This is a genomic window from Sphingorhabdus arenilitoris, from assembly GCF_042651485.1.
GTDB lineage: Bacteria > Pseudomonadota > Alphaproteobacteria > Sphingomonadales > Sphingomonadaceae > Sphingorhabdus_B > Sphingorhabdus_B arenilitoris.
This window is the reverse complement of record NZ_JBHSDH010000013.1, coordinates 225,669-242,416: the sequence shown is the minus strand read 5'-3', so window position 1 is coordinate 242,416 and position 16,748 is coordinate 225,669. Positions and strand designations below refer to the sequence as shown.

The 16,748-nt window shown below is 55.0% G+C and carries 18 protein-coding genes and 1 tRNA gene; 9 read left to right on the top strand and 10 right to left on the bottom strand.

Translation table 11 applies throughout. From position 1 onward, the window contains the following. Window positions 1-33 precede the first annotated feature (33 nt). Complete coding sequence (gene hrpB, locus ACFOWX_RS05230; RefSeq protein ID WP_381422003.1) at window positions 34-2,502, bottom strand: ATP-dependent helicase HrpB; 2,469 nt, start codon at window positions 2,500-2,502, stop codon at window positions 34-36. Between the two features lie 15 nt (window positions 2,503-2,517). Beyond that, window positions 2,518-3,528, bottom strand: a complete 1,011-nt coding sequence (locus ACFOWX_RS05225; RefSeq protein ID WP_381422001.1) for a polyprenyl synthetase family protein — start codon at window positions 3,526-3,528, stop codon at window positions 2,518-2,520. A 93-nt stretch (window positions 3,529-3,621) separates the two neighbouring features. Here ACFOWX_RS05225 and ACFOWX_RS05220 point away from each other — a divergent pair, with 93 nt between their 5' ends. Continuing rightward, on the top strand, window positions 3,622-3,906 hold the full coding sequence (locus ACFOWX_RS05220; protein WP_381421999.1) for a chorismate mutase: 285 nt from the start codon (window positions 3,622-3,624) through the stop codon (window positions 3,904-3,906). 66 nt (window positions 3,907-3,972) lie between these two features. Here the strand turns inward: ACFOWX_RS05220 and ACFOWX_RS05215 are convergent, their stop codons facing one another. The 4 genes from ACFOWX_RS05215 to ACFOWX_RS05200 form a co-directional block, all read right to left on the bottom strand. Beyond that, the gene (locus ACFOWX_RS05215) at window positions 3,973-5,280 is read right to left on the bottom strand and encodes a sensor histidine kinase (protein WP_381421998.1); all 1,308 of its coding nucleotides are present in this window, start codon (window positions 5,278-5,280) and stop codon (window positions 3,973-3,975) included. A 107-nt stretch (window positions 5,281-5,387) separates the two neighbouring features. Beyond that, entirely contained in the window at window positions 5,388-6,053 is a 666-nt protein-coding gene (locus ACFOWX_RS05210) for a response regulator transcription factor (RefSeq protein WP_381421997.1), read from the bottom strand. Window positions 6,054-6,162: 109 nt separating this feature from the next. Beyond that, window positions 6,163-6,417, bottom strand: coding sequence for a hypothetical protein (locus ACFOWX_RS05205; RefSeq protein ID WP_381421995.1), 255 nt, complete (start codon window positions 6,415-6,417; stop codon window positions 6,163-6,165). Between the two features lie 150 nt (window positions 6,418-6,567). Beyond that, the gene (locus tag ACFOWX_RS05200; RefSeq protein ID WP_381421993.1) at window positions 6,568-7,425 is read right to left on the bottom strand and encodes an aminotransferase class IV; all 858 of its coding nucleotides are present in this window, start codon (window positions 7,423-7,425) and stop codon (window positions 6,568-6,570) included. Between the two features lie 116 nt (window positions 7,426-7,541). On the opposite strand from ACFOWX_RS05200, the gene ACFOWX_RS05195 reads away from it, so the two are divergent. Continuing rightward, on the top strand, window positions 7,542-9,335 hold the full coding sequence (locus tag ACFOWX_RS05195; protein ID WP_381421991.1) for an ABC-F family ATP-binding cassette domain-containing protein: 1,794 nt from the start codon (window positions 7,542-7,544) through the stop codon (window positions 9,333-9,335). Between the two features lie 29 nt (window positions 9,336-9,364). On the opposite strand, the gene ACFOWX_RS05190 is transcribed toward ACFOWX_RS05195, so the two are convergent. Beyond that, entirely contained in the window at window positions 9,365-9,886 is a 522-nt protein-coding gene (locus tag ACFOWX_RS05190; protein ID WP_381421989.1) for a DUF6456 domain-containing protein, read from the bottom strand. Between the two features lie 116 nt (window positions 9,887-10,002). On the opposite strand from ACFOWX_RS05190, the gene ACFOWX_RS05185 reads away from it, so the two are divergent. Continuing rightward, window positions 10,003-10,566 carry a helix-turn-helix domain-containing protein gene (locus ACFOWX_RS05185; RefSeq protein ID WP_381421987.1) on the top strand — a complete coding sequence of 188 codons (564 nt, stop codon included), beginning with the start codon at window positions 10,003-10,005 and terminating at the stop codon, window positions 10,564-10,566. After that, the gene (locus tag ACFOWX_RS05180) at window positions 10,563-11,741 is read left to right on the top strand and encodes a glycosyltransferase (protein WP_381421985.1); all 1,179 of its coding nucleotides are present in this window, start codon (window positions 10,563-10,565) and stop codon (window positions 11,739-11,741) included. The genes ACFOWX_RS05185 and ACFOWX_RS05180 overlap by 4 nt, the downstream gene beginning before the upstream one ends. Before the next feature lie 28 nt (window positions 11,742-11,769). On the opposite strand, the gene secF is transcribed toward ACFOWX_RS05180, so the two are convergent. The 3 genes from secF to yajC form a co-directional block, all read right to left on the bottom strand. Next, a complete protein-coding gene (gene secF, locus ACFOWX_RS05175; protein WP_381421983.1) occupies window positions 11,770-12,756 on the bottom strand; it encodes a protein translocase subunit SecF in 987 nt (328 codons plus the stop codon). Between the two features lie 13 nt (window positions 12,757-12,769). Further along, the gene (secD, locus tag ACFOWX_RS05170; protein WP_381421981.1) at window positions 12,770-14,359 is read right to left on the bottom strand and encodes a protein translocase subunit SecD; all 1,590 of its coding nucleotides are present in this window, start codon (window positions 14,357-14,359) and stop codon (window positions 12,770-12,772) included. Window positions 14,360-14,424: 65 nt separating this feature from the next. After that, window positions 14,425-14,760, bottom strand: a complete 336-nt coding sequence (gene yajC, locus ACFOWX_RS05165; RefSeq protein WP_381421979.1) for a preprotein translocase subunit YajC — start codon at window positions 14,758-14,760, stop codon at window positions 14,425-14,427. Window positions 14,761-14,962: 202 nt separating this feature from the next. Between yajC and ACFOWX_RS05160 the strand changes: the two genes are divergently transcribed. From ACFOWX_RS05160 to ACFOWX_RS05140, 5 genes are all read left to right on the top strand, one after another. Beyond that, window positions 14,963-15,039: transfer RNA gene (locus tag ACFOWX_RS05160), tRNA-Pro, on the top strand. A 146-nt stretch (window positions 15,040-15,185) separates the two neighbouring features. Next, window positions 15,186-15,734 carry a glycoside hydrolase family 108 protein gene (locus tag ACFOWX_RS05155; protein ID WP_381421978.1) on the top strand — a complete coding sequence of 183 codons (549 nt, stop codon included), beginning with the start codon at window positions 15,186-15,188 and terminating at the stop codon, window positions 15,732-15,734. Between the two features lie 20 nt (window positions 15,735-15,754). Continuing rightward, the gene (locus ACFOWX_RS05150) at window positions 15,755-16,168 is read left to right on the top strand and encodes a holin family protein (protein WP_381421976.1); all 414 of its coding nucleotides are present in this window, start codon (window positions 15,755-15,757) and stop codon (window positions 16,166-16,168) included. 90 nt (window positions 16,169-16,258) lie between these two features. After that, on the top strand, window positions 16,259-16,516 hold the full coding sequence (locus ACFOWX_RS05145) for a hypothetical protein (protein WP_381421974.1): 258 nt from the start codon (window positions 16,259-16,261) through the stop codon (window positions 16,514-16,516). Then, window positions 16,467-16,742, top strand: coding sequence for a hypothetical protein (locus ACFOWX_RS05140; protein WP_381421972.1), 276 nt, complete (start codon window positions 16,467-16,469; stop codon window positions 16,740-16,742). Before ACFOWX_RS05145 ends, ACFOWX_RS05140 begins: the two co-directional genes overlap by 50 nt. The last annotated feature ends 6 nt before the right edge of the window (window positions 16,743-16,748 follow it).

The window sequence follows — 16,748 nt, the reverse complement described above, 5'->3', positions numbered from 1 at the left end:
GCCAAATGCCAGCTATATCCGCGCATCGGCCAATCACGCCCCGCGCCCCTGTGCCTTTTTCGTCTTCAGGCTGGCATTGGCTTCCCAAGGCTTTTCGGGCCAATTATGTTTGGGATAGCGCCCGCGCATTTCTTTTGCGACATCATGCCAGCTGCCTCGCCAGAAAGCGGGTAAATCCTGTGTCGTTTGTATCGGCCGCCCTGCAGGTGACGTCAGGCTGAATATCAGCGGAATATCCGCACGACCAATTTTCGGGTGAATGTCTAGACCAAACAGCGCCTGCACGCGCAATTCGGCCGTCGGCCCTGCCTCCGCATCATAGTCAATGTCATGCGCTGTACCGGCTGGGCTATGAAATTTTGCAGGAGCAGCAGCGTCAATCTGCTGCTTCCCATCCCAACCCAGCAATGCGTCCATCGCCGCTCGAAGCGCAACCGGATTTATATCGCGCAGCCGCCGGACACCGTTCACAATCGGGCGCAGCCAATCGTCGATACGGGCCAGCAATGCCGCGTCGCCAATTATGTCGACGCCCGCATATGCCGCCCTTCTGCGTAATTTGATGATATCCGCTGGCCAAGGCAACAGGGCGAGCCCGTGCTCACGAACCGCATCGCATAATAATCCTGCCGCTTCTTCATCATCCATGCTGTTCAGCGGCCCCTGCGCCAATATGACCGCACCGAGCCTGCGTATCGATTTTCCCTCAATCCGGTCTGTATCCCGAATATAGCGCAGCGAATTTTGCCGCTGTATCTGCGCCGCGAACAGCATCTCCACCTCATCCTGACTAATCGCGGTGGCCGATAGGATACGAGCGCCCGATGCCGCGCCCTGCAAATCAGCAACGGCCAGCCAGTCTGAGGTAGCCAGTGGAGAGTTTCTATCCAGACGCAAACCACGCCCCATAACGCTAATCCAATTTTCGCCATTGGCATCGCGCCGTTTTGACAGCCGCGCCGGAAAAGCGAGCGCGATCAAGGCGCCAAGCGATAGAGGCTCCTTATCCCCTCCCCCTGCTGCTTCGACGGTGCCGCTGGTCAGCGCCCTATCTGCCAACGCCGCCAGCCGCGCCGCCAATTTATGCGCTGCACCGGCGCGCCCGCCCCGACCGCTGACGAAGCGCGCATAGCGTTGGTCCAAATCATCACTCGCACCGCCCAGAGCGCGTTCCTGAATCAAAAGCGCCATTGCGGCTGCCTGTTCCGCCTGCCCTGAGTGAGCCGCTATCAGCATCATATGCGCCAAATGAGGCGGCAGAGGTAGCAGTGACAGGGCCCGGCCATGTTCGGTAATCCGGCCGGCATCATCAATCGCTTTTATCGCGGCCAAAGCCTTTTTCGCCTCTGCAACCGACGCAGCAGGCGGCGGGTCGAGCCAGCGCAAATTGGCGGGCTCAGACTCCCCCCATGATGCGCAGTCGAGCAAGAGCGCGGTCAAATCGCTTTCAAATATTTCGGGCGGGTCAAATGGCGGGAGGCCGCCATTGCCCGCTTCCTCCCATAAACGATAGCATATGCCCGGCCCCTGCCGCGCCGCGCGGCCCGCCCGCTGCGTCGCCGCCGATAAGCTGGCTTTTTCGGTAACCAAGCGGCTAATGCCAGCGGCTTTGTCAAAGCGCGACCGCCGCGAAAGGCCGCTGTCGATAACGATCCGCACGCCGTCGATGGTCAAGCTGGTTTCGGCGATATTGGTCGCCAATATCACCTTGCGCCTATTTCGCTCATCAGGAACAAGCGCGGCGCGTTGCCGCACTGGATCGAGATTGCCATAAAGTGGCAAAATAGCTGCAGTTTCGTCCAAGCCCGATAATCGCTCTGCCGTTCTTTCAATCTCTCTCATACCGGGCAAAAACACCAATATGTCGCCTTGCTCCTCGGCCATCGCAGTCCGGATTGCCGCAGCAACATCCTGTTCAATCGGCATCTCGGCGCGGCGGCCCAAATAGCGGTGCTGCAATGGCCAGCTTTTTCCCTCGCTCCTGATTAGCGGTGCGCCGCCCATCAAAGCCGAAAATCGATCCCCATCCAACGTCGCCGACATTGCAACAATGCGCAGATCGGGGCGGAATACCGACTGCGCCTCCAACGCGAGGGCTAGGCCGAAGTCGCTATCGATACTGCGTTCGTGGACCTCATCAAACAACACTGCGGATACGCCATTCAATTCCGGGTCAGCGATGATCCGGTTGCGGAATATGCCTTCGGTCAAGACCAGCAGCCGAGTGGCCGCCGATTGTTTGCTATCCATTCGCGTGGCATAGCCAACCGTATCGCCAATTTTTTGCCCCATCATTTCGGCGATACGTTCCGCCGCCATGCGGGCGGCAATACGGCGCGGGCTGAGCAATAGGATTTGCCCCTTGCACCAAGGCTGTTGCAGCATTGCAGGGGCAACCAATGTCGTTTTGCCCGCACCGGGCGGCGCGATCAGCACCGCATTTGGCCCTGCCGACAGCACCGAAAGCAGCTCATCCAGAACCGCTTCGACGGGATAGCTCATCGCGCTGCGCTCGGCCTAATAGGCCCGGGAAATGGCAAACTCGACCGCTTCCGTAAGCGCAGACTTTGCGTCACTGGACGGAAAATGAGCGATTGAATCAATGGCGCGCTGCCCATAATGGCGGGCGCGGTCGATCGTATCATCGATACAATTATATTTAGCGAGCAAGGATTTCGCATGAGCCAGATCATCATCGCTGATCCGATTGCCAAGCATCGCCTGACGCCAAAATTGTTTTTCGTCTGCATCACCCCGGCTATGCGCAAGGATGACGGGTAAGGTCATTTTACCATCGCGGAAATCATCACCCATATCTTTGCCCATGGTTGCGCCGTCCGACACATAGTCAATCGCATCGTCCACCAATTGGAACGCGATTCCCAAATTTCGGCCATAGCTGTCGAGCGGCATTTCATCTGCTTCCCGCTCCGCCACGACTGCCGCGATTTTGCAGGCCGCCGCGAATAAAGCCGCCGTTTTCGCGCCGATAATTTCCAAATAGCGTGCTTCGCTGGTTTCGATCCGGCGCTGTGCGGTTAATTGGTTAACCTCCCCTTCCGCTATCACCGCCGATGCTCCCGATAGGATTTTAAGCACTTTGAGCGATCCGTCCTCGACCATCAATTCGAAGGACCGGCTGAACAGAAAATCCCCAACCAGCACCGCAGCCGGGTTGCCAAATATCAAATTCGCGGCTGTTTTCCCCCGGCGCATGTCGCTGCCATCCACAACGTCATCATGCAGCAGCGTCGCAGTATGAATAAACTCCACCGCAGCGGCAAGTTTATGGTGCCTGTCGCCGGGGTAATCGAGCATGCGGGCACAGGCCAATGTGAGCATCGGCCGCATCCGTTTCCCGCCGCCCGCGATCAAATGACCAGCCAATTCAGGGATGAGCGGGATTTCCGACTGCATCCGGTCCAATATCACGGCATTGACCCGGTTCATGTCACTCGCCACCAATGCGAGCATGGGATCAAGCGAAGGAGCGGGGCGGCCTGATATCGAATGGATAGTAGCGGTCATATAAGCTGCTAGTGGCAAGGCACGGAGCCAAGCGCAAGTGCAAAAGCTGCAAATTTGCTTGTTTGGCGCAGCGGTTCGCGGCAAAGGGAGTGGATGGCACAAGATGATTTATTGACCCGCTACCGCGACAGTATCGACAATATCGACGCTGCGCTCGTTTTCATGCTCGCGGAACGATTCAAAATCACGCAAGCTGTGGGCGAATATAAGGCGAGCAGCAAGCTACCCCCAGCCGATCCATCGAGGGAGGAAAAGCAAATTGCTCGCCTGCGCCAATTGGCAAAAGATGCCAAACTGGACCCTGATTTTACTGAAAAATTCCTGCGCTTTGTGATTGATGAGGTAATCCGCCATCACCAGCAAATTCGCGGAGGATAAGCCCTATTTTGGTCAATGGCTGAAACAAGCGCCTATCGGCACGCGTTGCATAAATTGGGTTGCGGCCTAGACCGCTTTGGGTAGCGACAAACGGACCATAAGGCCGCCCAAATCCTCGCTTTCCTCAAGCGCGACCTGTCCATCATAAATTTCGGCGACATCACGAACAATCGCAAGGCCAAGGCCAGTTCCCGGTTTTCCGGTATCGAGGCGAGCGCCGCGATCAAAAATCCGCTCGCGTTCTTTCTCGGGGATGCCCATACCGTCGTCCTCGACTAGAATTTCAGCGAAATTGCCAGCCTCCTGAACGGTGACAAATACACTGCCGCCGCCATATTTAGCGGCATTTTCGATCAGGTTACCCAGCATCTCGTCCAGATCCTGCCGCTCCACCCGGACGGCCAATTGCTTGTCCCCGTCCATGTCGAGCCGGATATGAGAGTATAAACGGCTCACCGCGCGTTCAACCGATTCCAAACTGTCCCAGACATTGGCACGGCTATGCGCATGACCGCGGCGGCCCACCGCCCGGGCCCGGGCAAGATGGTGGTCGACTTGCCGCCGCATCGTCGTCGCCTCACGGATTACCGTTTCCGCAAGATCATCGGCTTGCGCCGTGGCGCTATTCATGATGACGGTCAAAGGTGTTTTCAGCGCATGGGCCAGATTGCCGGCATGACGGCGCGCTTCTTCGGCCTGTTTTTCATTATGGTCGAGCAGGTCATTTAATTCATGCACCATCGGCATAACTTCATCGGGCAACGGCCGTGTCACCCGCGTTTTTTGTCCGCTGCGCATTTCACCGATGGATTCGCGCACCGCCCGCAATGGCCAAAGCCCATAAAAAGTTTGCAACGCGGCCAAGATAATCAGACCAAGCGCGAGCAATAAAAAGCTGGTGATCAAAACGCTGCGCAATTCGCGTATTTGCGAGTCCAAACTTTCCCTGTCCTGCGCCACCATGAATGTCCAACGCGTATCAGAGTCGGGCAAAATGATCGTGCGTTCCGCGATGCGTAATATTTCGCCTTCAAATTCCTTGCTATCACGAAAATGGACCTTGATGTCTCGGTGCTCATCGCTCACTTTCAATTCGCGGTCCCACAGGGAATAGGACGGGAATGTCGGTTTGCCTTTGCCGGAAATCTGCCAATATAGACCGCTATTGGGCTCCAAAAATTTCTGATCGCCCAAGGGGCGGTTCATCCGCACCTCTCCATCAGGTCCAATTTCCGCAGATGCCACCATCGCGGTCAGGATATATTCCAGCTGATTTTCGAAGTTTTTTGTGACCGAACTGGTCAACACCCGGTCCAGCCCGATGCCGCCGCCAATCAGCAAGATCAAGATCCAAGTAGCGGCGATGACGATCATCCGGCGGCTCAATGAACCTGTGCCACTTGATCGCATAGATTTTAATGACCGATTGCCATCCGCCGCATCAGCCCCGATTTCCGCAGAGTCAATGGCAGCAGCCTGGTTCAGTTTGCAGGTTCCTCAAGACTATAACCAAGACCGCGGATAGTCGAAATCACGTCTTGGCCCAATTTTTTGCGGATGCGCGTTACGAACACTTCGATGGTGTTGGAATCACGGTCAAAATCCTGATCATAAATATGCTCAATCAATTCCGTCCGCGACACGACTTTGCCCTTGTGATGCATTAAATAGGATAGCAGCTTATATTCCTGCGCAGTCAGTTTCACCGGATCGCCGTTCAACGTAACGCGGCCCGATCGCGTATCCAGCCGGACATCGCCTGCGGTCAATTCCGAACTGGCGTTGCCCGAAGCGCGGCGGATCAGCGCCCGCAGGCGCGCAATCAACTCTTCGGTTTGAAACGGTTTTGCCAAATAATCATCGGCGCCAGCGTCCAGACCCGCCACTTTGTCCGACCAGCTATCGCGCGCGGTCAGCACCAGCACCGGGAATTTACGTTTGCTCTTGCGCCATTTGTCGAGAACAGTCAGGCCGTCCATTTCCGGTAAGCCGAGGTCAAGGATTACTGCGTCATAATCCTCATTCATCCCCATGAAATGACCGTCTTCGCCATCGGTTGACAAATCAATGGCATAGCCCGCACCTTCCAATGTCGCTTTTAATTGCTGGCCCAAGGTTGGTTCGTCTTCAACGATCAATACACGCATATTTTTCCCTCTTGCGATGTGTAATTCTGGCTGTTTTTTTGGGGATAGCAGATAAGGGCATTTAGGGAAAACAGGAAATTAGCGCGTTTTATTTTGCCGATAACCAGCTTCACTTCACTTCAATAATCCGGCCTGTACGCGCGTCCACATCGACAAAACGGACCCGTTCGCCATCAAGAAACTTCAAACGATAAACCAACGTCGATGGGAAATATTCAAAGGTCAGATATTGCATACCGCGCATTTTCGGTTTGATCATGTCAACGATCTCTCGCGGGGTTTTCACCTTACCCTGTTGAACATCCTCACGCCCTGCGCCCTGATCGTTGCGCCGAGCGTCCGCCGAAATCGGCATCGCAGTCATAAAGCCTGCGGCTAGAATTAGAATAAGCTTTCTGGTCATCATGGATTGCGTTTAGCCCCTATCCATTGAACATAGAGTGAATGGCGCGGTCAGCAAATAGATATATTGGAACGCATTTTCAGGCAGCATCGCGCTGTGGCTAGCGCACCCCTAAACCGCATTGTCCATCGCCCAATCAATATAGGCGCGGCGCAATTCACCGGCAACCGGTCCCGGTTTCCCGCCGCCTATCGCCTTCCCGTTAATCGACGTAACCGGCATGACAAAGGTTGAGGCCGATGTCACAAATGCCTCACGCGCCGTTTCGGCCTCTGCCACCGTAAATGCGCGCTGCTCATATCGAATGTTCATACCGCCCGCGAGCGACAGCATTGCGGCGCGTGTTATGCCGTGCAGAATGTTCCGGTCGAGCTGATGCGACAGCAGCACGCCTTCGCTATTCACAATATGCGCATTTTGCGATGTCCCTTCGGTGATTAAACCGTCACGCTCCAGCCATGCATCATCCGCACCCGCTGCCTTTGCCTCCATTTTCATCATCGAGGCATAGAGCAGCTGCGTTGTTTTTATATCTGCCCTGCCCCATCGCAAATCAGGCAGGGTTACGACCGATAGTCCCGCAGATGCGGCTGGGTTATCGAGCAACGCCATGTTTTGGGTGAATGCCAATATCGTGGGGGCCGTTTCTGCGCTCGGCCAATAAAAGCTGCGATCGCCGGGATTACCCCGCGATATTTGAAGGTAAATCAGACCTTCGTTCAAATTATTTCGGTCGATCAAGGCGCGCAATAACTCCAGCCATTGTTCGTCATGATATGTGGGGGGCATCGACATTTCGGCCAAAGACCGAGCCAGCCGTCCCATATGCCCCGCAAAATCTATAAGCTTTCTGTCCAGCACCGATACCACTTCATAAACGGCATCAGCGAACAGATAGCCGCGATCAAATATCGAAACTTTGGCTTCACCCTCGGGAATGAATTGGCCGTTGAAAAATACCGTGCGCATGGCGGTGTCCATAATCCGAAAATTGCAGGCGGGAAAGCAAAACAAACGCGCAACCACACGGACCAATCGACCATTGCGCTTGCCCTTGGGCGGCGGAGCGCTTATCCGGCGCGGACATGTCTCAACCTCCTATCTTATCCTATGAAAATCTCGGCCTGCAGCAAGGCAGTGGCTGGCTGTTTGAAAATCTTGACCTGCATATCGGGCCGCAGGACCGGCTTGCCCTGATTGGACGCAACGGCGCAGGCAAAACGACACTGATGAAGCTGATCGCGGGTCAGATAGAGGCCGACAAGGGCAAGCGCACGGTGCAGCCCGGGATTAATGTCGTCATGCTGGATCAAGACCCCGATGTGGCAGCGTTTGATACGCTGCTGGACTTCACCCTGCATGGCGAAAACCCGCCGCCACAATATGAGATTGAGGCAATTGCCGATCAACTGGGCATTGATTTGTCGCGTGAGGCCAAAACGGCCAGCGGGGGAGAGCGGCGCAGAGCGGCCATTTGCCGTGCCTTGGCAAGCGAGCCCGACCTTCTATTGCTGGACGAGCCAACCAACCATTTGGACCTGCACGCGATTGAATGGCTGGAAAAATGGCTTGATCGCTATCGTGGTGCGTTCATGGTGATCAGCCATGACCGGACATTTTTGACCCGGCTTACGCGGCAGACTTATTGGATGGACCGCGGCCTGTTGCGGCGAAATGAGATTGGTTTTGGCGGTTATGATGCGTGGACCGAACAGGTCTATGCCGAAGATGCCCGCAATGCCGCGCGGCTTGATGCGAAGCTGAAAATCGAGGAGCATTGGAAAGAACGCGGCGTTACCGCCCGGCGCAAACGCAATCAAGGCCGGCTGGCCAAGCTATATGAGATGCGCGCCGCCCGCGCCGCGATGGAGGGGGCGCAGGGTATCGCAAAGCTGTCTGCGGCCAACGATGGTTCGAAAACGAAAACTGTTATCCACGCCAACGAGGTCAGCAAATCATTCGGCGACCGAAAGATTATTGACGGATTTACCCTGCGCATCCAACGCGGCGACCGGATTGGAATTGTCGGCGCCAATGGCACCGGCAAAACGACGCTGGTTCGCATGCTGACCGGGGAGGCGCAGCCCGATAGCGGCACGGTTACCCTGTCACCCACGTTATCCGGCATATTTATCGATCAGCAACGCAAATTGCTGAGTCCCGAAAAAAGAGTGCGTGATGTTCTTGCCGAAGGAAGCGACTGGATCGATGTGCGCGGCGTGCGCAAACATATTCAGGGATATTTGAAAGAGTTTTTGTTTGACCCATCTTTGGTGGAAGCGCGGATCGGAACATTATCGGGCGGGGAGCAATCCCGTATCTTGCTCGCCCGCGAATTTGCCAGAGAGGCTAATTTGCTGGTATTGGACGAACCAACCAACGATCTGGACCTCGAAACGCTCGATCTGTTGCAGGAAGTGGTTGCCGATTATGACGGTACCGTCTTGATCGTTAGCCATGACCGCGATTTTCTCGACCGCACCGTCAACTTAACCCTTGGACTCAGCGGCTCAGGCAAGGTTGACATTGTGGTGGGCGGCTATGCCGATTGGGAAGCCAAGCGCGACCGGCGCGAAACCGCTCCTGCCAGTAAAGCGGCCAAGCCCAAGGCCGAAGCCGCAGCCCCCAAAGCGGCTAAAGCGGCAAAATTGTCCTATAAGGACCAACGTGATTATGATCTGCTGCCCGGGCGTATCGCGCAATTGGAAACCGAAATTGCGGATGCGGAAACGCAATTGTCCGATCCTGCGCTTTACACTGCCAACCCCGACCGCTTTGCCAAACTGACACGCTTTATTGAAACCGCGGGTAAGGAAAAAGATGCCGCCGAAGAACGCTGGCTGGAGCTTGCGATTATGGCGGAGCAGCTGGCAGGTTAACGCCCCGCCATAACCGGCCCTTACCATCGCTATCCCGCAATCCGGTAATAATCCGCCAACCGGTTCAGCGCGATACGCAGCACCAATTTGCCCGATCGGGTTGGCCAGCCCAAATTGCGTTCCGCCGATGACACCCCTTCACCTGCGCAAATCACGCGCCAAGCTATATCGGAAAGATCACTGCCCAGCGCTTCAATGGCGGCATCAAAGCGGTCTTTGGCGAATAATATTTTCTCGCTTTCGGGTGTTGGCGCGGCAACTCGGCTTTTCGAACGACCAGCCCCTAGGCCGTCCCATCGCATGGTGACGCGCGGGCCCAAGCAGGCCGATTCATAGGATTGGCGTAGATTTTCACCTGCAAGAAATTGCCGGTCGGTCAAATGGCCGCGCGCATGAAGCCAGGACAAGGGCGACTCCGCCTGATTGACCGTAACGCTTTTTGCGGCTTTCCCGCTCTTACTATCCCGCAGCAAATTGCGTTCGATCAACGGGCGGGGGTCGCGGTGATGTGCCCTACTCCCGCTGAGGCTCTGTTTATCATCAGCGTTCATTCGTTCCTTAATTCGCGGCATTTTTTGGCTCCATCTTATTCTATGCGAATCAACACTTGCCATTTTCGATATATTGTAGGAAAGAAGAAACCTATTTGGTTTTAAGGGGATTGACCATGTTAAGCCGTATCCGTGACGTTCGCCGGGCAAAGGGCCTGACATTGGCGGATGTTGCCGCTCGCTGTAACCCGCCAACTACCGCGCAAACGGTGGGCCGCCTGGAAACCGGCATCCGCACCTTGTCACTCGACTGGCTCAACCGTATCGCAGGCGCACTCGATGTCGACAGCAGCGAGCTGGTGCAATTGCCCGATCAGGCCGCCCTGCCCGTCGCGGCTATTTTGGGGGCAGAGGGCGCATATGCGCCAACGAAGGAAGAAAAGCTGCTCGTCCCCAATATCGGCGGCGAGATGGTGGGTATGCGGGTTGCAAGCAGCTTGGGCGAGTATCGGCCCGGCGATGAGCTGTGGCTGGAGAAAATCTTGCCGGAAAATTTTGGCGATGCGCTGAATCTCGATATTCTGGTTCCCCGGCCCGCCGGCCGTTTTCTGTTCGCGCGGCTATTGGGGCGCGAAGATGGCAAATTGCATCTATTGCCATTGCAGGCCGGGTCACGGCAACAGGTTGTCAATGACCCCGTCTGGATCGCCAAAGCTGTCCGGTTGATGCGCAAGCTATGACGGAACGGCCATTGCGCATATTGACGCTGGCGACGCTATTCCCCAATGCAGTTCAGCCCAATTTTGGTATATTTGTCGAACGGCAAACCGCTGGGTTGGCCGCGATAGAAGGGATGGACGTTACCGTCATTAATCCCATTGCCATTCCGCCATGGCCGCTTCGTTTGGCGTCTCGATACCGGCCGTTATCTGTTGTTCCTGATCAGGAGCATTGGCGGGGTCTTCACGTATATCGGCCGCGCTTTCAGGTCATTCCCAAATTTGGCGGCCCGTATAATCCCGCCATGATTGCAAGGGCGATATTGCCGCTTGTCCGGCGTCTGCACACAGAAAAGCCATTTGACCTGATCGATGCCGAATTTTTCTACCCCGATGGCCCTGCGGCGATGCGTTTGTCGGACGCGTTGGGTATCCCCTTTACGATCAAGGCGAGAGGAGCCGACATCCACCATTGGGGAAGCGCCAAAGGCTGTGCATCGCAAATATTGGCTGCTGCGGATAAAGCCGCTGGGCTGCTCGCAGTGTCCGCCGCATTGAAGCAGGATATGGCCGTGCTCGGCATGGATGCAGGCAAGATCATGGTCCATTATACTGGCCTTGATCAAAGCCGTTTCACGCCGCAGAACCGCGGCGCGGCAAAGCAAAAGCTGGGCATAAACGCGCCGCTGATCCTTTCGGTAGGCGCGCTGATCCCGCGCAAAAATCAGGCGCTATTGATCCAAGCCCTGCCCGCGCTACCGGACGTGCATTTGATGCTCGCGGGGCAAGGGGATAGTGAGACCGATTACCGCAGGCTGGCCGAAAAGCTGCAGGTTGCATCGCGCCTCCATTTCGCGGGCAGCGTGGCACATGATGACTTGCCCGGGCTTTACGCCGCCGCCGACATAATGGCGCTGGTTTCAAAAAGCGAGGGGCTGGCCAATGCGTGGGTCGAGGCGCTCGCCTGCGGAACGCGGATAATCGCCACGAATGTCGGCGGCGCGCCGGAGCTGATCAGGTCGCCTGATGCCGGGCGGATTGTCGACGGCGATCCCACAGCCATCGTGGCAGCCGCGAAGGAGCTGCTCACCAACCCGATTCCGCAGAATCAAGTCGCTGCGCAAGTCGCCCATTTTTCATGGGACAATAATGCGCGTGCCCTTGCCGCTTTTTTTCGGCGCTTGATTAAGCGCTAACCGGAGTTAAGCGCTGCACGATAGCGGGTTAGACCTTCGCGCCATAGCCTTCGTTCAGCCGGTTCACCTTTTCCTCTACTCCCTCCTCTGGAATGAAGCTATCGGGGCCAACCTTTAACCAGATCAATATCGGCGCCGCCATATAGATTGACGAATAAGTGCCCACGAAAATGCCGAATGTCATCGCCAATGCAAAACCAAAGATCACTCCCGGTCCGATAAAGACGAGGCACAAGAGTGGCAGCAAAATTGTCAAGCTGGTCATGATGGTCCGGGCCAAAGTCTCATTCACCGAAAGATCGAGCAAGGACGACATATCCATTTTACGATATTTTTTTAGATTCTCTCTGATCCGGTCATAAACGACAATCGTATCATTGAGCGAATAGCCAATGATGGTCAGAAGCGCCGCGATGGTATTGAGATCAAATTCCAATCCCGTCAGCGAAAATAGCCCCAGCGTCAGCGTAATGTCATGCACCAACGCCCAAATGGCGCCGACCCCAAACTGCCATTCAAACCGTAGCCAGATATAAGCCGAAACGCCTAAAACCGCCGCGACAAGCGCCCAAATCCCTTTGGAAAACAGCTCGCTTGAGACCTTCCCCGAAACGGAATCCACGCCGTCAATCACGACGCCTTTATAATCCGCTTTCAGCTTTGACGTAATTTTAGTCGCCATTTGATCGGCGAGTTCCGGCTTCTCATCTGCGCCTGCGGGAAGTTTCATTCGGATCGAAACCTGATTGGCCTCACCGAAACGCTGTATCGTGGGATCGCCATAGCCGAGGCCAGCAACTTTCTGGCGCAGCTCGGCCACCGGTGCCTGTGTGCTTTCGGTGAATGTCGCGCGGATCATTTGGCCGCCGACAAAATCGACGCCGAAATTCAATCCTTTTGATACGAGCATGAAGATCGAAGCGACCATCAACAATGTGCTCAGGATAAAGGCAACATTCCGCCATTTGAGGAAGCCGATGTTGGTATCGTCGGGAACAAGTTTGAGCAATTTCATCTGTCCATACTCCTCAAATTACCAACTCTTGCGGACGTTTCCGCTTGAGCCAGCCGGACACCCACATGCGGGTAATAACAACGGCGGTAAATACGCTGGTGACGATACCGATCATCAACACCACGGCAAATCCGCGAATGGGGCCAGAGCCAAAAAGGAACAGCAATACCGCCGCGATCACGTTGGTGATATTGGCATCAAAAATCGCGCGGCTGGCTTCCTTATAACCATTCTCAATCGCCTGAACGATCCGCCTGCCTCGCCTACTTTCCTCCCTGATCCTCTCGTTAATCAGGACGTTCGCGTCCACCGCCGCGCCGATGGTCAGCACAAATCCAGCGATACCGGGTAGAGTTAGGGTCGCATGAGCCAGCGCCATGATTGCTAAAATCATGGCTATATTGATCAGCAAAGCGGCATTGGCATAGAGGCCAAAACGGCCATAGGTGACAAACATCAGTACCAAAACAGCTGTCGTTCCAATGACCGCTGCCAATGCGCCCCGTTCAATAGAATCGCGACCGAGATCAGGACCGACTGATCGCTCTTCTACCACTTTCAGATCAACCGGCAATGCACCGGAGCGGAGCGATATTGCAAGCTGATTGGCTTCGTCCGACGTGAAGCTACCCGAAATTTGCGACACACCTCCCAAAATCGGTTCATTGATGCGCGGCGCAGAAATCACTTGTCCGTCCAATATGATCGCGAACAGCTTGCCCGTATATTGCTGCGTCATACTGGCAAAACGCTTGCCGCCCTCGCTATCAAACTGGATCGTGACGGCAGGTTGGTTATTTTCATCAACGCTGGGATCAGCTTTCAGCAGCTTGTCGCCGCTAATGCCGCCAAGTCGGCGCACCGCAATCGAACCGCCGCCCTCGGGGTAAGGCAATATTTGGCTGCCAACGCGCGCTTTACCGGCCGCTGTTTCTTCGGGATCAGCCTGATCATCAACCAGTTTAAATTCCAGCTTCGCAGTTTTACCAATCAACTCTTTCAATGCTTCGGGATCCTCAATGCCGGGCACCTGCACCACAATCCGATTATCACCTTGGCGAATAATTGTCGGCTCTAGCGTTCCGACCGCGTTGATCCGGCGATCAATTACATCTTTGGCAGTATCCATCGCCTGATCCAACGCGGCCTCATCACCTTCGCTTGCCGGGGACAGAAGGAAACGGTTGCCGTCCACAACTTGAATATTCCAATCGCGGCTGCCGGTGGCATTATTGGCAATGATGGGCAAAAGCTGTTCGCGCGCCAAATCAATCTGCGAGCTGTCTGGAACGATGAAGCTCAAGCGCCCTTCACTGCGAGACATATTTTCAATAGATATTCTGGGTTCCGCTCGGCGCATGGCTTTGCGTACACTGTCCTCCAGCGCCTCCAACCGGGCCACGGCCAATTGCGACCCGTCGGCTTCCAGCAAGATATGGCTACCGCCGGCAAGATCGAGACCCAGATTGATGGTTTCTTTCGGAAGAAAATCGGGAAGCTGGTCGAGATAGGTTTTCGGCAACAGGCTGGGTATCGCCAGCAAGACGCCGAGCACCAACAAGGCGCTCAGCATGAATTTGCGGGCGGGTGAGAAATCAAGCATAGGTTGGTTCCAAGATTAAATCAGGCCGTGATTTGGGGCGCGGCCATTAAATGCACAAGGGCTGGTTAATCATTCGCCGGTTTTTTGATCCGCGACTCAACATGCGACAATGTCGACTTGACCGCCTTGACACGCAAACCCTGCGCCAATTCAACCTCAACATACTCGTCGGTCACTTTGGTGACCTTACCCATCAATCCGCCGCCGGTAATGACCTCATCATTTTTCTGCACAGCGGCGATCCGCGCCTCATGCTCCTTCGCTCGGCGCTGCTGGGGCCGGATGAGCAGGAAGTAAAATACCGCAAAAATCAATAACAGCGGCAGAATATTGCCAACAAAAAATGCGGTGCCATTGGACGCAGCAGGCGCAGCGGCGGCGAACATCAAATCCAAACTCATCGAAAAATCCCTTAAACTCGCGGTTTTTGAGCGCCTAGCGATAGAGCGCTTTCCATTGACCGGCGCGATTATCACGCCATCATATAGGAAGCAACGGCAAAGCGGCTTGCAATATCAATTACACAGCCATATAGGCGCTGTCGCAGTTATCGTGCGGCTGCGGGTTATACCATGAACCCGCCAATATAAGCCGCACACCGGTCGGGACGTAGCGCAGCCTGGTAGCGCATCACACTGGGGGTGTGGGGGTCGCAGGTTCGAATCCTGTCGTCCCGACCAAATTTTCACACATTCTTTATCAATAAATAACCTCGATTTCTGCGCTGACCACATTTGGTCCGCGCCGCATTTCCGGTGCGCGTGTCAGATATCCCTTTCCTACAGATAACCTATTTGGTTATTCCGAATCAGAAAGTGAGGTAAATATGACCAACAAGACGATTGATGAGTTAATTGAGGATGTGATTGAGCGGGAGGGGGGTTATGTCAACCATCCCGATGATCGCGGCGGTGCGACCTGCTGGGGCATTACCGAAGCGGTTGCCCGGCGTAACGGATATCACGGCCCCATGCGGCAATTCCCCGTTCGCGAGGCCGCCGCCATTTACAAAAAGCTATATTGGGCCGCACCGCAATTTGATCAAATCGCCAAAATCGCCCCTCAGGTTGCGGCCGAATTATTCGATACGGGGATTAACATGGGCACCGGAACCGCCACCGGCTTTTTGCAGCGGGCGCTCAATGCACTTAACCGGAACGCCCGCGACTATCCGGATTTAACGGTCGACCGGCGGATTGGCCCCAAAACAATTTTCGCCGTCAGCAGTTTTATACGCAAACGCGGAAGCAATGGTGAAACGGTATTACTCAAAGCGCTCGAGGCACTGCAAGGCAGCCATTATCTTCGCCTAGCAGAAACGCGGCCATCGCAAGAGGCCTTTTTATACGGTTGGCTTGCCAACCGTATTGGTTAAATTTCTATAAGGATACTATCATGTCATTGATCGAAGGATTAATCGGCCCTGTCGCCAAATTGATCGACAAAATCATCCCCGACCCGCGCGCACGCGATGCCGCCAAATTGGAATTGCTGCGCCTGCAGGGTAGCCACGAAATGGAAATATTGCGTACGCAAATGGCCGCTATACTGGCCGAAGCAGGGTCGGCAGACCCATGGACCAGCAGGGCGCGGCCAAGCTTTCTCTATGTCATGTATGCCATCATCCTTTGGGCAATTCCGATGGGGTTCATTGCCGCATTCCAGCCTGATGTCGCAAAGGGCATATCGGATGGCATGACAGGATATCTTGCCAGCATACCCGATGCCTTATGGGGCTTATTTGGAACGGGCTATTTAGGCTATACGGCCGCCCGCCAATGGGGCAAGGTTAAGGGCGTGGATAAATAGCGCGATTTATGTGCCGGGGAAGGTTGCGATGCTATTGCCCTTCCCCGGCGCATTTGATTACATAGCGATCTATTTATATGGAGGGTGATTATGAATTTGGCAAAATCTGGGCTATTCACTGGGGCGATGCTGATGTCTCTTGGCTTTTTGTCTGCCTGCGGGGCGGGTGAAGACAATAGCCAGCGCCAACCCGGCAACGCGCCAGAAGCGAGCACAGCGACGACCGCACCACCCGAGGCAGGATCAGAAATTGACGCTGCCGCCGAAGAAGCGATGAAAGCGGCGGAAACCAAATTGGATGATGAAGCACAAAGCGCCGCCCCCGCAAAATCCGCAACAACGCAGTAATTGCGGGAAGCTCAACCATTTTTCATCAATAATTAACTATAATCCGCCAACGCTGCTCATATTCGCTCTCACAAGGCCCGAAGGACAGCATTTTGCAGCAGTCATCATCCGTGCAGCTTACTCAATCGCCCACAAGGTTTATGAACGCCAACGAGAGCTGGAAAGCCGCAGCATTGTTGAGCGCTTTTCTACCTTTTTTTCAAGCTGTAATAACTTGGGATTATGATGGCCG

Excerpts from the sequence above, each read along its gene's own strand:
- ACFOWX_RS05200 (WP_381421993.1), bottom strand. The coding sequence starts at position 7,425 with ATGCGCACGGTATTTTTCAACGGCCAATTCATTCCCGAGGGTGAAGCC.
- ACFOWX_RS05140 (WP_381421972.1), top strand. The coding sequence starts at position 16,467 with ATGATGAAGCACAAAGCGCCGCCCCCGCAAAATCCGCAACAACGCAGT.
- ACFOWX_RS05210 (WP_381421997.1), bottom strand. The coding sequence starts at position 6,053 with ATGCGTGTATTGATCGTTGAAGACGAACCAACCTTGGGCCAGCAATTA.
- ACFOWX_RS05155 (WP_381421978.1), top strand. The coding sequence starts at position 15,186 with ATGACCAACAAGACGATTGATGAGTTAATTGAGGATGTGATTGAGCGG.
- ACFOWX_RS05145 (WP_381421974.1), top strand. The coding sequence starts at position 16,259 with ATGAATTTGGCAAAATCTGGGCTATTCACTGGGGCGATGCTGATGTCT.
- ACFOWX_RS05150 (WP_381421976.1), top strand. The coding sequence starts at position 15,755 with ATGTCATTGATCGAAGGATTAATCGGCCCTGTCGCCAAATTGATCGAC.
- ACFOWX_RS05215 (WP_381421998.1), bottom strand. The coding sequence starts at position 5,280 with ATGATCGTCATCGCCGCTACTTGGATCTTGATCTTGCTGATTGGCGGC.
- ACFOWX_RS05180 (WP_381421985.1), top strand. The coding sequence starts at position 10,563 with ATGACGGAACGGCCATTGCGCATATTGACGCTGGCGACGCTATTCCCC.
- secF (WP_381421983.1), bottom strand. The coding sequence starts at position 12,756 with ATGAAATTGCTCAAACTTGTTCCCGACGATACCAACATCGGCTTCCTC.
- hrpB (WP_381422003.1), bottom strand. The coding sequence starts at position 2,502 with ATGAGCTATCCCGTCGAAGCGGTTCTGGATGAGCTGCTTTCGGTGCTG.
- ACFOWX_RS05190 (WP_381421989.1), bottom strand. The coding sequence starts at position 9,886 with ATGAACGCTGATGATAAACAGAGCCTCAGCGGGAGTAGGGCACATCAC.
- ACFOWX_RS05185 (WP_381421987.1), top strand. The coding sequence starts at position 10,003 with ATGTTAAGCCGTATCCGTGACGTTCGCCGGGCAAAGGGCCTGACATTG.
- ACFOWX_RS05195 (WP_381421991.1), top strand. The coding sequence starts at position 7,542 with ATGTCTCAACCTCCTATCTTATCCTATGAAAATCTCGGCCTGCAGCAA.
- ACFOWX_RS05225 (WP_381422001.1), bottom strand. The coding sequence starts at position 3,528 with ATGACCGCTACTATCCATTCGATATCAGGCCGCCCCGCTCCTTCGCTT.
- ACFOWX_RS05220 (WP_381421999.1), top strand. The coding sequence starts at position 3,622 with ATGGCACAAGATGATTTATTGACCCGCTACCGCGACAGTATCGACAAT.
- yajC (WP_381421979.1), bottom strand. The coding sequence starts at position 14,760 with ATGAGTTTGGATTTGATGTTCGCCGCCGCTGCGCCTGCTGCGTCCAAT.
- secD (WP_381421981.1), bottom strand. The coding sequence starts at position 14,359 with ATGCTTGATTTCTCACCCGCCCGCAAATTCATGCTGAGCGCCTTGTTG.
- ACFOWX_RS05205 (WP_381421995.1), bottom strand. The coding sequence starts at position 6,417 with ATGACTGCGATGCCGATTTCGGCGGACGCTCGGCGCAACGATCAGGGC.